The organism is Actinacidiphila rubida (assembly GCF_900110255.1).
Taxonomy (GTDB): domain Bacteria; phylum Actinomycetota; class Actinomycetes; order Streptomycetales; family Streptomycetaceae; genus Actinacidiphila; species Actinacidiphila rubida.
Genome location: NZ_FODD01000011.1, coordinates 39,014 through 54,306 on the forward strand (window position 1 = coordinate 39,014; position 15,293 = coordinate 54,306).

At 71.9% G+C, this 15,293-nt stretch carries 4 protein-coding genes; all 4 read right to left on the reverse strand.

From position 1 onward, the window contains the following. Positions 1-3: 3 nt before the first annotated feature. Positions 4-6,930 carry an RHS repeat-associated core domain-containing protein gene (locus BMW99_RS13045; RefSeq protein ID WP_075016837.1) on the reverse strand — a complete coding sequence of 2,309 codons (6,927 nt, stop codon included), beginning with the start codon at positions 6,928-6,930 and terminating at the stop codon, positions 4-6. Positions 6,931-7,170: 240 nt separating this feature from the next. Continuing rightward, the gene (locus tag BMW99_RS13050; RefSeq protein WP_079176034.1) at positions 7,171-11,547 is read right to left on the reverse strand and encodes a LamG-like jellyroll fold domain-containing protein; all 4,377 of its coding nucleotides are present in this window, start codon (positions 11,545-11,547) and stop codon (positions 7,171-7,173) included. Positions 11,548-11,864: 317 nt separating this feature from the next. Beyond that, a complete protein-coding gene (locus tag BMW99_RS13055) occupies positions 11,865-14,045 on the reverse strand; it encodes a 3-hydroxyacyl-CoA dehydrogenase NAD-binding domain-containing protein (RefSeq protein ID WP_069466128.1) in 2,181 nt (726 codons plus the stop codon). A gap of 25 nt (positions 14,046-14,070) precedes the next feature. Then, entirely contained in the window at positions 14,071-15,285 is a 1,215-nt protein-coding gene (locus tag BMW99_RS13060; protein ID WP_069466129.1) for an acetyl-CoA C-acetyltransferase, read from the reverse strand. Positions 15,286-15,293 lie beyond the last annotated feature (8 nt).

The window sequence follows — 15,293 nt, forward strand, 5'->3', positions numbered from 1 at the left end:
CTGTCAGCATCGCGGCCCTCCGAGTGCTTCCGGCGACAGCCGCATGGCCTTGGGCACCGGGTTGGGCTGGAGCTCGCTGAACGGGTCGGCGTCGCCCATCGTGACGTCGACGTGGTTGTAGTTGATGGCGCTTCCGTCCGCGACGGGCTCCGGCAGGTAGTCCACCGTACCGCCGGCCGCGCGGATGGCTCCGGCGGTGGTGACCCGGATCTGTCCGTGCGGCAGGCCCCCGCCCGCCTCCAGCTCGTCGGAGCCCATGTTGCCGGAGAACGTCTCGCCCGGTCCCGGCATCGGCTTGGTGCCGCCGCGGGCGATGATGAAGTCGTCCGGCACCTGGTAGCCGCCGTCGTTGTGGACGAGCACCGGCGTCGTGCCGGTCAGCACGTAGTAGGTGTGCAGCCCGTCGACGGTGAGGTTGTACATGTCGGCTGCGCCGCTCACCGGCTTCAGTCCGGCCACCGTGGCGTGCTGTCCGGTCGGCGTGTCGAGCAGGTGGCCGGGGAGCAGGTCGCCCGCGGACACCCAGCTGTTCCTGGTGGCGTCCCAGAACGGGTGGCCCTGCGTGGTGTGCAGGGTGGTGATCACGCCGTCGGGCCCGCGTACCGCGACGTCGAGCAGGTCGTCGTCGCGGTGGACGGTCGTCCCGACGACGGCCCGGGCGTGCCGGCCGGAGTCGTCCTGCGTGTCGCCGGCGGCGACCCGGTCGGCGGTGGTGACGTCCCTGATCCGCTTGGTCGTGCCGTCCGCGAGCAGCACCTTGGTGGTGCCGGTGAAGCTGCACACCGTCTCGCCGGCCGTCCGGCCCTTCATGCCCTCACGCGCGAGGATGATGTCGGTGACCGAGCCCCACAGATCCTGGCCGATCTGGTAGCCCCGCGCGTCGTTCTCGCACTCGTGCAGGTGGTCGACGCAGTAGGTGGCCGCGATCTCCTTGGCCTTGTCGACCTTTCCGGGATGGGACTGGAGGTAGTCCATCGCCTTGCTGCAGCCGAGCAGGCCGAAGCACAGGTGTCCCGCGCCCTTGCCGTCGATCTGCGGATCCCAGTACGGGCCCGTGGTGTTGAGGCCGGTGAACCCGGACCACCACGAGAGGAGCTTGCCCTCCTTCCTGGTGCTGGGGGTCATCTTCTTGATCCACGCCTTCTGCACCTGGGCCGGGGTGGGCGCCGGGGGTGGGGGCGGGGTCGCGGTACCGGTCTTGGGGTCGTAGCCGACGGCCTTCTGCGTCTTCTTGTCGCAGTACTTCAGGTCGTACTGGCAGGAGTTCGGCTTGGAGCCGATCTCGGTGCCCGCCGGGTCGGAGAACCGCACCGGGTTGTTGTCGGAGTAGGCGTAGCCCGTGAGGGACTGCGGGTCGGTGGTGTCGAGCACGGGGTCGACGCTGAGGAACCGGCCGGTCTCCGGGTCGTACTCGCGGGCCCCCAGGTGGGTCAGGCCGGTGGCGTCGTCGGTGCCGCCGACGAAGCCCTTGTCGCCCGGCCATGCCGTGGGCGCGGTGCCGCGCACCGAGCCGAACGGCGTGGTCCGCCGTTGCTGCAGTGCCAGCGTGGAGCCGTCGATGGCGAGTTGGCCGGTGCCCTGGTGGTCCGGGACGACGAAGGAGACCTTGTTGTCGTCGGTCCGGACCGCCTGGATGCCGCCCGTCAGGTCGTAGTACCGGGTGGCCTTGGGCTTGGCCGCGCCCGTGGGCAGGGTGATCTCGGCGCTGCCCAGGTAGAGCGTGGTGGCGCCGGGCGCCCGCTGGATCAGCCGGTTGCCGTGGGTGTCGTAGAGGTAGGAGGTGGTGCCGGACGTGCCGGTGACCGACTGCAGGTGTCCTTCGGCGTCCCACTTCAGCGACTGCGAGTCGCCGCCGACGTCACGGGTGGTGGTGTCGCCGATCTCGTCGTAGACGTAGCTGTCCTTCGCGGTGGCGCCACCGGGTCCGGTGGTGTCCACGCCGGTCAGGGTGTGGGCCCGCGGCTGGCCGGGGGCCGGGTAGTGGTACGTCTTGCCGACGTCCGAGGCGGTGTTGCCGCCGGGGTCGTGGTCGGTCTCGGTGTCCCGCAGGCCTGACGGCTTGTAGGTGAAGGACTGCCAGTACGGCGCCGGGCCGCCGAGCACGCCCGCCGACGGGGTGGCCGCGCAGGTCGTGGTGCCCTGCGCCCAGGCCTCCGTCAGCCGCTGCAGGCCGTCGTAGCTGAAGCACTGGTTGTCGGTGCCGTCACGCGAGGTGTCCGACACCGAGAGGACGTTGCCCTCCTGGTCGTAGCCGTAGGTGGTGTAGCGGTCGACGCCCGCGATGCCGTACCGGTCGACCCGGGAGGTCTGCAGCCGCTGGGTGCCCCACTCGTAGGTGTCGGTGACCCAGGACTTGTCGCCGCCGGTGGTGCCCAGCTCGTACTGCTCCGGCTTGCCGGTGTCGGAGTAGCTGACGCCGGTGAGGTAGGTGCCGGTGCCCGAGACGGCGACCGGCCGGTGCTGGGCGTCGTACGTCGTCACCATCGACTCGGCGGGCAGCGAGCCCTCGGCCGGGAAGCTGGTGCCGATGACGGTGCCGTCCGGGTTGTACCTGGTGTTCTGCTGGTAGCTGCCGGCCAGCGCGCCCTCGGCCGCCGGGATGACGGTGGTCGACCGCGTCACCCGGTACAGGGCGTCATAGGCGTTGACCGTGGTCGTGTACTGGTTGCCGCTGTCGTAGCGGGTGGACGAGCTGAGCTGCCCCTTGGCGCCGGCCACCCCGTCGTAGGCCCAACTGGCCAGCATCGGGCCGGTGGTGGAGCCGGAGTGCTCCTCCAGCTGCCGGCCGAGGGTGTCGTAGACGAAGGCCAGCGTGTTGCCGCTCGCCCGGGAGTCGGTGCTGGTGAGAACCCGGTCACGGTCGTCGTAGGCGATCGTGGTGACACCCTTGTCGGGGTCCGAGCTCCGCGTCATCCGGCCGAGTTGGTCGTAGGTGTACGACCACGTGTTGCCGTCCGCGTCGGTGACGGTGTACGGCTTGCCCGAAGGGGTGTACGTGTACAGGGTCTTGTCGGGCGTCCCGGTCGGCAGGGCGGTCCGGTACTGCCACACCGCGGACTGCTGGCCGCGCGCGTCGGTGAGGGTCGTGGTGGTGGTGCCGCCGGTGGGCGGGATCACCGTGGTGCGGTCGCCGCCGTAGACGGTGGTCGTGGTGTCGAGCACCTGCCCGCCGTCGCCGTTGCCGGCCACGTGCTTGAGCAGCGTCTCGCGGCCCAGGCCGTCGTAGGTGTGCCAGGTCTGGGTCTCGACCGACAGTGCCTTGTCCACGCCGGACAGCACCGGCGAGGGCGCGGTCTGCACGAAGTAGGGCGCGAACTCCTTGGCCACCAGGCCGCGTCCGTCGTAGAAGGTGTCCGCGGCGAGCATGCCCCCGCCGGTTCCGGGCGTCTGCACCTGGCGGGGCCGCAGGAAGCCGTCGTAGAGGGTGTACGACGTGTCCTGGCTGCCGTCGTTGTCGACGGTCCGCGTCGCCACCGCCATCGGGGAGTCCGGCGTGATGGTGTACGTGTACTCGTAGTTGGGCGTCTGCGCGTGGTTGGCCGAGCGGTCGGCCAGCCAGGTCTTCAGCGTCCGGCCGAGCGCGTCGTAGGTGGAGTCGGTGTGGTGGCTGTTGGTGTCCGACACGGAGGTCTGCAGGCCGCGCAGCGGCTCCAGCGTCGTGGTGGTGGTCATCGCGGTGGAGGGCGTGCCCTTCACCAGCGGTGGCGTGGTGAGCGTCATCCCGGTGGGGATGCCGGTGGTGGGCGTGTACGCGGTGGTGCTGGTCAGGCCGTCGGTCCGCGGAGTGCGGGCCGGCGTACCGGTGTTGGTCGCGGTGACGTTGGCCGTCAGGTCGGTCGCGGTGAGCTGCCGGCCGTACTGGTCGTAGGTGGCGCCGGACTCCAGGTAGGTGCCCGTGGTGCCGTCGTGCGACTTCAGCGTGGCGCTGTAGAGGGCGTCGCCCTTGGTGGGCGAGGCGGTGTAGCTCGTGCCGTCGTACGCGGTCCGGACGTCGGAGATCACCTGCGTCCTGCGGTCCGGCGTGGTCGAGCAGTCGACGGCGACGGTCTCGACCCGGGCGGGCAGCGTCAGCAGGTTCTCGGCGGTGTTCTCCGCGAACGTGGTGCGGGTGCAGTGGTCGTCACCGCCGAGGTCGGTCTGCCCCAGGTCCTCGGTCTGGGTGATGCGGCCGGCGGTGTTCTCCATCGTGTTCTTGACGGTGGTCTGCCGCCACTTGGCGCCGGCGCCGTCGTCGAGGGAGGTGTAGGTGTCGGTCCGGTCGGTCCCGCTGACGTTCGCGGTGACGGTGCCCCAGCTGTGCGTCTCGCTCGCGCTCTGGTGGAACCAGCCGTGGTTGACGGTCTTGGACAGGATGCTGCCGCCGGGCGCGGAGTAGGCCTCGGTCCGGTACTCGAAGCCGGCGAGCGCCTCCCAGTCGGAGAGCGTGGCGCCCTCCCCGTTGTCCAGGGTGACGGTCTTGGTGCCGCCGGAGCCGTTGAGGCGGTCGCCGTTCATGCCGCGCAGGAACCAGTGGTCGGTCTGCGAGGCCATGGCCGTGGTGTCGCCGGTGTCCACCCGCACCTGGCGGTAGCCGCGCCACTGCGACCAGGTCTTGTACTTCTCCTTGGTCAGCCCGTCGTCGTCCGCGTAGTGCCAGGCGGCGTCCCCGAGGTAGTCGTACGTCGTGACCATGTCCGGCGAGGAGTTGGTGCGGTCGGTCTGCGTCACCGAGGTGACGACGTACTTGTTGAACCACTGGAGCGACGGGTTGGCGTCACCGGAGGCGACGCTGTACTGCGGGAAGCAGCGCGTGGTGTTGGTCTCCGGTGTGGGCAGGTGGTTCCAGTCGCAGTCCGGCGCGCTGTAGTTGACGTCGGTCTGGCCGTTGGACTCGTCGATGACGGTGTGCAGCCGGTCCTTGATGAAGGGCGCGGTGCCGTCGCCGTCCTTGTCCAGCCGGTTGGCGTCCTGCTCGTAGGAGAACTGCACCTTGGGCAGGCTGATCGAGGGAGTCGCCGACTTGCCGGTGTGCTGCACGGAGTTCAGCAGCAGCTGGTAGTCGATGTCGGCCATGCCCCACGAGTGGTCCAGGGCCCAGCTGTCGACGTCGGAGTACGTGCCCGAGGAGTTGAGCACCGACGTGGTGACCGACGTCAGGCGCTTGCGCGTCCAGAACGTGGGTGACAGGGAGGTGCAGTCCTTGCCCTGGTCGCAGTTCTCGTCCCAGGGGGTGTCGTACCAGGAGAAGGACTGGCTGCCGATGGTGTCGGCGGCGCAGGTGACACCGCTCTGCGGGAGGCACCGCTCGGAGGAGCCGAACGTCACCTTGGCCAGCGGCTTGGCGGTGTACACCGTGGAGCTGCGCAGCCCGTACTCGATGCGGTCGAGGGAGCCGCCGCGGGTGTAGGCGGTGCCGTCGCTCGCCTTGAGGTCGCGGCCGTAGTAGTTGGTCTCCTTGTCGTAGTAGTAGGCGACGGCGTCCCCGTGGGTGTTCACGACGTAGTCGAGGTTCCACCGGTAGGCCTGCTGGCACCACGAGGAGGCGAACGTCGTGTCGTGGCACGGCTCGCCGGTGTCGTTGCCGAACACCGGGACCGTCCAGGTGGAGTCGGTCGTCTCGTTGCCGCTCGCCCACCCGGGGAGCTTGTTGTAGCCGAAGTAGTACTGGGTGCCGTCGGTCGTGGTGACCCGCCAGTACTCCTGGTCGTTGTCGCCGTTGTCGCGCACGTCGGACGCCGAGCCGTTGAGGTGCTCGACGCGGGTGCCGTCGTCGTTCTTCAGTTTCCAGACGTTGGTGCCGGCCGGGACGAGCTGGCCGCCCTTGCCGTTGAGGCTGAGGGTGGCGTTGTCGTAGCCCCAGCACTCGTCACCGGGCTTGACGCCGTCGGCGTCGGCCGCGACCCCGTCGTCGGCGCAGGACTTGTAGCTGCGCTCGATGTAGCCGGGCCACAGGTCGAAGCCGTCGCCGGCCCAGGACGCCTGGTTGTTGGTGTCGGAGGTGCGGCCGTCGATCTGGCCGGAGTCGTACGTCAGGCCCACCTGCGGGGCGAGGCCGCCGGGCACCGGCGGCACCGACATGTCGTAGGACCACGTGTACGAGCCGGAGTTGAGGTTGGTCTGCCAGCTCGCCGACGGGGACAGGGAGGTGGCCTGGTAGTCGCCGGCGTCGCTGGAGGCCCCCGCGGTCACGGCGAGCACGGTGGCCTGCGGGGCGGCGGCGCTCGACAGGGCCGACGGGGCGGCGGCGGCCGGGAGCGGCACGGCGGCGGCCGTCAGCCGCTGGTGGGCGCTGTCGTTGACGGCGGCGACCGGGGTCTGCACCCGGCAGGACGCGACGCCGGGTGTCGTCAGCGCGCACGCCGGCAGCCGTACGAGGCGCAGCCGGGCGCCGTAGTCGCCGCCGTAGCCCTGCGCGTAGCCGCCGTAGTCCACTTCGAGGCCGACCCGGCCGGCGGTAGCCCGGGCGTCGGCGCGCCGGGCGGTGAACAGCATGCCGTCGACGCCGGCCCGCTGAGCCGCGGACCGGCTCTGCACGGTCACCTGGGCCGATCCGACGGCGGAGGCGGCGGCGGAAGCGGCGGGCGCCGTCCGGGCGGCGGCTCCCGTGCGGGCCGGGGCGCGCAGCGCCATCGGCAGGCCGTGCAGCGCGGTCCGCGCGCCGGCCGCGGGTACCGTGCCCGAGGCCGATCCGGCGGTCGGCCAGGCGGCCGCGGGGCCGCCCTTGGGGCCGGTCACCGGGGCGGCGGAGGGCCGCGGGGTCCCCTTGACGGGGTGGCCCGCGACCGGCCGGTCGGCCTCGGTCACCTGCGGCCGTTGCGCGGACGGGTCGAGTGCCTCGGCGACACCCGCCGGCAGCAGCGCGCCCAGCAGCACCGCCGACGCCACCATCGCCACGCGGCGGCGCAGCCCGCCGTGCCAGGGCCGTGGCCGGCCCCGTCTCATCTGCGTCATGTCGTTCGCTCCTTGTCGGCCCGCGGGCGGGCAGCGTCGACCCACTCCGGGGCAGCGCACGGAAGAAGAAGGAGAAGGGTGCGGAGAAGGCTGAGGAGAAAGGTGCGGAGAAGGAAGTGAAGTGAAGTGAGGTGAGGGGGAAGGAAGGGGCGGCGGAGCGGGAGCGCACGCGGGGGCCACGGCGCGCCCGTTCCGCGGGACGAGGGCGTCCCGGGTCGGGGACGCCCTCGTCGCGGACCCTCAGCTGTCCGCGGGTACCGCCGTCGGCAGGCCGGCCGTGCCGGACGCCAGTTGCTGGATCTGGCTCTGGGTCAGCACGCCCTGGAAGGCCCACACGTCGTCGATCGACCCGGACCAGTACTGACCCCAGGTGCCGCCGTCCTTGGCCCGGCCGAGCTGCAGCGTCTTCGTGGCGTTGAAGCCGATCGTGTTCGACGCCCAGGAGACGAGGTCGGTGCAGGCGGGGTCGTCCGGCGTGCCGTCGCCGTCGGTGTCCGTGCACACGGTCTGCTGCAGTTCGCCGTTGACGTACAGCCGCATCTGGCCAGCGAAGGCGTCGTAGACCAGCGCCAGGTGGTTCCAGCCGCCGGAGCCGTAGTCGTCGTAGAGGACGTTGTCGGCCGTGGCGTCCGAGGCCGACGCGGTGTCGGAGTCGGGCATCACGATCTGCCATCGCCCGGAGGTGCTGGGCGAGGTGGCGCTGGGCACGTAGCGGACGGTGAAGGCGCTGTTGACCGCGCCCTCCTGGCTGAGGACCGCCTCGGTGGCGGCGGGCCGCCCCGCGCCGGCCAGCGCCCAGGCGCTGACGGTGAAGCTGCGGCTGGTGTCGATCGGCACGCTGGAGGTGGCCGCGTAGTCGTCGACGCCGTCCAGATCGAGCGCGCCCGTGTCCACCCAGCCGTCGGCGCCGACCGCGGCACCGTTGGCCAGGGTCAGCGGCCGGTTGCCGGTGGAGGCGTCGGGCGAGGCCGCCGGGGTGCCGGCGGCCGACTCGAGCTGCCAGCGGCCCTTGACCACCGGGTGCTGGTTGAGCAGGGTGACGATCTCGTCGGGGGACAGCGCGCGGTCGTAGAACCGCACGTCGTCCAGGTCGCCCTTGAAGCGGTTGGCCAGCCCCGACGGGTAGTTGGACGCGCCGAGGGTGAGCACGCCGGTGGCGAGCCACGGGGTGGTGAACGGCGTGCTGGCCACCTCCACGCCGTCGACGTAGAGGCGCATCAGGGCCACGTCGATGTCGTAGACGGCGACCACGTGGGTCCACTGGCCCAGATGGGCGGCGGCACAGGTCGGCTGGCCCCCCGGGCAGGCGTTCTGCTGGGCGCGGGCCAGGGTGGCGTCGGCGGTGTCGGCGGTCGCCCGCTGGAAGACCCAGCCGGTCGCGTTGTGGTAGATCTCGAAGCCGCGGTTGGCCACGCCGGCCTGGTGGACGGCGACCGCGGTGCGGTCCTCGTTGGCGGCGCGCGCCCACAGGGACACCGTGAAGCTCTGGTAGTCGTCCAGGAGGGGCTGCGTGGTCTGCGCGTAGTCGTCGACGCCGTCGAAGTTCAGCGCGGTCCTCTCCACGCCGTCGCCGCCGAGCACGGCGGAGCCGTGCACGGACAGGTCGACCTGCTGGGCGCGGCCGGCCACCGTGGTGGCGGCGTTCGGGTCGCTGCCCCCGGCGTTCGGGTCGTCGAAGGACCACACCACCTTGGCGGGGCGCCCGACCGTGGTGATCGGGTGGTGGACGGCCAGCTGCCCGACCTCGGCGTCGGTGAGCTGGTAGTCGTACATCTCGGCGTCGTTGAGGTCGCCGGCGAAGAAGCTGCCCAGCGTGCCGTTCTGCGCCGAGGCGCCGATCAGGGTCTGGCCGCGGGCGTCCCACGGGGTGGTGAACGGCGTGCTGGCCACCAGGGCGCCGTTCACGTACAGCTTGATGAGCCCGGACGGGTTGTCGAACACGCCGGTGACGTGCGTCCAGTCGCTGACGCGGGCGGTCGCGCAGGCGGTGTCGCCGGCCGGGCAGGCCGGCTGCGCGGCGATCGTGAAGCCGCTGCCGGTGGAGCTGTCGGAGGCGAAGCGGGCGAAGACCCAGCCGTGGCTGGCCGAGGAGTAGTAGAGCTGGAACCCGCTGGAGTAGGCGCCGTTCTCCGACAGGGCCTCCATCGGGTGGGTGGGCTCGGTTCCGGGCAGGCGCGCCCACACCGACACGGAGAAGCTCTTCGCGGTGTTGGTCACCGGCGAGTCGGTGGACGCGTAGTCGCCGGTGCCGTCCAGGTGCAGCCACCGGTCGCCGCTGGTGCCGTCGCCGGCGGTGGCGGCGTCGCCGTGCAGGTCGGCGCTCCAGTCACCGCCGCTGCCGCTGACCGTGGTGGAGCCCGCGGGTTCGTCGAGCGGCAGGGTCAGCCGTTCGGGCTGCCCGGCCCGCACCCGGAACTGGTACGTGGTGATCTGGCTGCCGTTGCCGGCCGCGTCGAAGGCCTGCGCGGTGATCTTGTTGACGCCGGGCTTGGTCGGCATCACCTTGAAGCTCACCGCGCCGCCGGACGTGGTGGTCACGCTGTGGGCGCTGGTGGGGTCGCCGTTGACGCCGTACCAGTACTTCACGACGTCCGTGGCGGTGGAGTCCAGGGTGAACGTGCCGTAGCGGCCCACGCCGTCGACCCAGGGGTCGTCCGGGTTGTCGGGGTCGGACTTCGGGAACTGGCCCGAGGTGACGGCCGGGCCGTCCGGCACGGACGTGTCGTAGACCATGGCGCAGGTCACCGCGGCCCCGTCGTACGACCAGGGCGAGTACTCCGCCCCGTCGTAGGAGCGGGCGTACCAGCCGATCATCCTGTTCTTCGGGATGGTCGACGGCATGGTGACGCTGAAGTCGGAGCCGGACTTCTTCGCCGCCAGCAGGCTCGAACTCCAGCGCAGGACGAAGCCCTTGCCGTCACCGGTGTCCCAGCTGGCCCCGAACTGCACGCGGACGTTGTCGCCGTCGGGGTCGGTGACGTTGTTGGCGATCAGCCGCGGCAGGATGCGGACCCGCTTGGGCGTGGAGGAGCTCACGCAGGCGCCGCCGGGGTCCATCGTCAGCTGCGACATGGCGATCTGCTTCGGCGGCCGGTTGTACTCCACCCGCAGGTACGCGTCGTCGGAGAACCGCTTCCAGCTGTAGGCATCGCCCTCGTCGCTGGCCCGGATGCCGAAGGTGGTGGTGGACCAGCCCGCCGCCGCGGCCTGCTGGACGGCGCGGTCGGCCCAGAACTCGATGTCGCCGGCGGCGCACGAGCTGTCGTAGCCGTGCGCGGCGCTGACCGTCTTCAGCTTGTCGATCCAGAAGCCGGAGGCGAGCTGGGTGTTCCAGGTGGTCGAGGAGTTGATGCCCTTGGTGCGCCAGAGCTCGACGTCGCGGGCGGAGCAGCTGTAGGAGTGCGTCTCGTGGGCCACGAACGTGGCGCTGAGGATGTCCTTGCCGGAGAAGGCCGCGGTGGGCACCGAGAAGAACAGCCGCTTGAGATCCTCGGGGGCGCAGCGCGTGTCGCCCGAGCAGTAGCCGACGCCCGCGTCGGACTCGCCGTTGAACTTCCACTGCGGGGACGACGCCCAGTAGCGGGAGACCATCGTCCAGCTGGTGGCCTTGGGCGAGGACCACTGGGGGTCGATGAACACCGGGTAGTGGGCGCTCTTGAGCAGGCCCTGGTCCGGGGTCAGCAGGAGGTGGTGGCCGCCGGCGGGCACGGACACGCCGATCGGCGCGGTCCGGGAGTCGTCGGCGGGCCCCGCGGCCGGGTCGGCGGCGGGATCGGCGGCGCCGCCCCTGACGGCCGGACCGCCGTTCGCCGTCCGCGTGTCCGGCGCGGCCGCGGCGCCGGCGGTGCTGCTTCCGGAGTCCCACATCAGCGGCTTCGGCGCCTCGAAGACGGTGCCGCCCGCGCCGGCGTCGACGGCGGCCAGGCCGCCGTCGGCGGTCGGGCGGACCGTCAGCCCGGCCGCCTTCATGCCCAGTTGGAGCCGGGTGAGCCTCGGGTCGGCCGCGGCGGCGGCGGTCCTGACCACCAGCACCTCGGAGACGCTGTCCGCCTCGGCGCGCACCTGGAGGTCGACTCCGGGCAGCACGCCCGGGTACGTCGCGGTGCTGCCGTCGAGCACGGGCGCCGGCAGTGTTCCGGGCCACGACAGGCTCAGCGTCCGGCCCGCGCGGCGCAGCGTGATGAGCGGAGTGCCGCCACCCGCCGACAGGCTGACGTCGAGGGACGCCACGCGGGGTCCCACCGTGCCGTCGGCGCGCTTGACCAGCGCGGTGTCGATGTCCTCCCAGCGGCCGTCGACCCGGGTCCGCACCGGACGCAGGTGCTCGACGGTCTCCAGGTGACCGCCCGGCAGCGCGTAGGTCTCGGTGGCCTCCCCGCGCAGCGAGGTGACCTCGGTCCTCCTGCCCGTGCGGGCAGCCTGCGCGGCGGCCACGTCCTCGGTCACCGCCGACGTGGCGGCGGCCGGCTTCGTGGCGTCCTTCCCCGGCGCGGCCTGCGTCGTCGCCCGCGCACCGGCCGGCGTGACCGCCGCCGCGCCCGTCACCGGCCCCGCGGCACCGACCAGCAGTGCCAGCCCCGTGGCCGCCCCCACCGCCGCACTGCGGCGTCTGGACATGGGACGTCCCGTCCCCCGTACAACCCCTCGCACAACCCCTCCCCAGGGCGATCATGACGATTGCTGGTGCAGTCAAGGGGTTGACGCTCTGTCATGTCCAGCCACAGGAAAGGGACGTAGCGGCCTCATCGGGCAACCGGGCGCGCGGCCGCCTGTGAGGAACGTCACCCATCGAGGTCACCCATGAACATTCCGTGAACCTGACACCACGTCACGGAGACGGAAAACGGAGTGCGGGCCTTCGGGGGTGTCCCGCCGGCCCGCACTCCGCGGTCCTGCGCCGTGCCTCGGGAAGACGTGCTTCCGGCAGACGTGCCTCAGGAGGCCGGCGTGTCGGTGAAGCGCTCGCCGCGCTCGGCCTTCTCGACCAGCAGCGCGGGCGGGTTGAACCGCTCGCCGTAGGCCGTCGCCAACTCGCGGGCGCGGGCGGTGAATCCGGCGACGCCGCCCTCGTAGCCGTTGATGTACTGGAGGACGCCGCCGGTCCAGGCGGGGAAGCCGATGCCCAGCACCGAGCCGATGTTGGCGTCGGCGACCGAGGTGAGGACGCCCTCCTCCAGCAGCCGGACGGTGTCCAGCGACTCGGCGAACAGCATCCGCTCCCGCATGTCGCGGAACGGGATCTGAGCGCCGGGCTTGGCGAAGTGCTCGGCGAGGCCGGGCCACAGCACGGTCCTGCGGCCGTCCTCGTAGTCGTAGAAGCCGGCGCCGCCGCTGCGGCCGGGGCGCTCGAACTCGTCGACCATGCGGTCGATCACCCGCTCCGCCGGGTGCTCCTGCCAGGTCCCGCCGGCCGTCTCGACGGCCGCCCGCGCCTCGCGGCGGATCTTGCGCGGCAGGGTGAGCGTCAGCTCGTCCAGCAGCGACAGCACCTTCGCGGGATAGCCGGCCTGGGCCGCGGCCTGCTCGACGGACGCCGCGGGCAGGCCCTCGCCGACCATCGCGACACCCTCGTTGATGAAGTGGCCGATCACCCGCGAGGTGAAGAAGCCGCGCGAGTCGTTGACGACGATCGGGGTCTTGCGGATCTGCCGGACCAGGTCGAAGGCGCGGGCCAGCGCCTCGTCACCGGTGCGCTCGCCGCGGATGATCTCCACGAGCGGCATGCGGTCCACCGGCGAGAAGAAGTGCAGCCCCACGAAGTCGGCCTGGCGCTCCACGCCTTCGGCGAGCAGGCCGATCGGCAGCGTCGAGGTGTTGGAGCACAGCAGCGCGTCCGGAGCCACGACGTCCTGGATCTCCTGGAAGACCTTGTGCTTGAGCGCGGCGTCCTCGAACACCGCCTCGATCACGGCGTCGCAGCCTGCCAGGTCGGCCGGGTCGGCGGTCGGCGTGATCCGGGCCAGCAGCGCGTCGCGCTTCTCCGGCGTGGTGCGGCCCTTGGCGAGCGCCTTGTCCAGCAGCCCCGCCGAGTACGCCTTGCCGCGCTCCGCGGCCTCCTGCGAGACGTCCTTGAGGACCACGTCGATCCCGGCCCGGGCGCACGAGTAGGCGATGCCGGCGCCCATCATGCCGGCGCCCAGCACCGCGACCTTCGCGACCTGCCGGGCGGGCACGTCCTTGGGGCGGCTGGCACCGGAGTTGACGGCCTGCATGTCGAAGAAGAACGCCTGCGTCATGTTCTTCGAGATCGGGCCGCAGGCCAGCTCCGTGAAGTAACGGGCCTCGATGACCGCCGCGTTGTCGATGTCGACCTGCGAGCCCTCGACGGCCGCGGCGAGGATGCTGCGCGGCGCCGGGTACGGGGCGCCGGCCAGCTGCTTGGCGAGGTTCGCGGGGAACGCCGGCAGGTTCGCGGCGAACGCCGGGCTCTTGGGCGTGCCACCGGGGATCTTGTAGCCCGGCACGTCCCAGGGCTGCCGGGCGTCCGGGTTGGCCTCGATGAAGGCGCGGGCGGCGGCCGTCATGGCCTCGCGGTCGGCGACGACCTCGTGGATCAGGCCCGCCGCCAGGGCCCGGTCCGGGGTGTACTGGCGGCCCTGCAGCAGCACCTTCAGCAGCGCGTCGGCGATGCCCAGCAGCCGCACGGTGCGCACCACGCCTCCGCCGCCGGGCAGCAGGCCGAGGGTCACCTCGGGCAGGCCGATCTTGCTGCCGGGCGCGTCGAGGGCGACGCGGTGGTGGCAGGCCAGCGCGATCTCGTAACCGCCGCCCAGCGCCGCGCCGTTGATCGCGGCGACGACGGGACGGCCGAGGGTCTCCAAGCGGCGCAGCCGGCGCTTGATGCGCAGCGAGCCGGAGTACACCTGCTCGGCGGTCTCGGGCGTGGCGCGGATCAGGTCGCGCAGGTCGCCGCCGGCGAAGAAGGTCTTCTTCGCCGAGGTGATGATGACGCCGCGGACCTGCTCGACCTCGGCCTCCAGGCGGTCCAGGACCGCGTCGAGGGAGTCGGCGAACGCCGCGTTCATGGTGTTGGCGGACTGGTTCGGGTCGTCGAGGACGAGGGTGACGATGCCGTCGCCGTCCTGCTCCCAGCGGATGGTGGTGGACTCGCTCATGTCGGTGGGCTCCAGGGTGGCGGGGTCAGATGCGTTCGACGACGGTGGCGACGCCCATGCCGCCGCCGACGCAGAGGGTGGCGAGTCCGTACCGCAGGTCGCGGCGCTCCAGTTCGTCGACGAGGGTGCCGATCAGCATGGCCCCGGTCGCGCCCAGGGGGTGGCCGAGGGCGATGGCGCCGCCGTTGACGTTGACCTTGTCGATGCTGACGCCCATGTCGGAGGCGAACCGCAGCACGACCGCGGCGAACGCCTCGTTCATCTCGATGAGGTCGATGTCGTCGATGGTCAGCCCGGCCTTGGCCAGGGCCTTGCGGGAGGCGGGCGCGGGGCCGGTGAGCATGATGGTCGGCTCGGAGCCGGAGACCGCGGCGGAGACGATCCGGGCCCGCGGGGTCATGCCGTAGCGCTCGCCGACCTCGCGGCTGCCGACGGCCACCAGGGCAGCGCCGTCCACGATGCCGGAGGAGTTGCCGGCGTGGTGGACGTGGTCGATCCTCTCCACCCAGTGGTACTTCTGCAGCGCGACCGCGTCGAAGCCGCCGAGGTCGCCGATGTCGGCGAAGGACGGCTTGAGCTTGGCGAGCGAGTCGGGCGTGGTGCCGGGCCGCATGTGCTCGTCGTGGTCGAGGACGGTCAGGCCGTTGCGGTCCAGGACCGGGACCACCGAGCGGGCGAACCGGCCGTCCTTCCACGCCTCGGCGGCGCGCTCCTGGGAGAGCGAGGCGTACGCGTCGACGTCGTGCCGCGTCCAGCCGCCGAGGGTGGCGATCAGGTCGGCGCCGATGCCCTGCGGCACGAAGCCGACCTGGAAGGACGTCATCGGGTCCATCGCCCAGGCGCCGCCGTCGGAGCCCATGGCGACACGCGACATGGACTCCACGCCGCCGGCCAGGACCAGGTCCTCCCAGCCGGAGCGGATCTTGGCCGCGGCGAGGTTGACGGCCTCGAGGCCGGAGGCACAGAAGCGGTTCTCCTGCACGCCGGCGACGGTGTCGGGCAGTCCGGCCGCGACGGCGGCGATCCGCGCGATGTCCGAGCCCTGGTCGCCGATCGGGCTGACGACGCCGAGCACGATGTCGTCGATCGCGGCGGGGTCCAGGCCGGGGAAGCGGCGGCGGAGCTCGTGGATGAGGCCGACGACGAGGTCGATCGGCTTGGTCGCGTGCAGCGACCCGTTCGCCTTTCCGCGCCCGCGCGGGGTGCGTACGGCGTCGTAGACGTAGGCGTCGGTGCTCAACGTCGTGC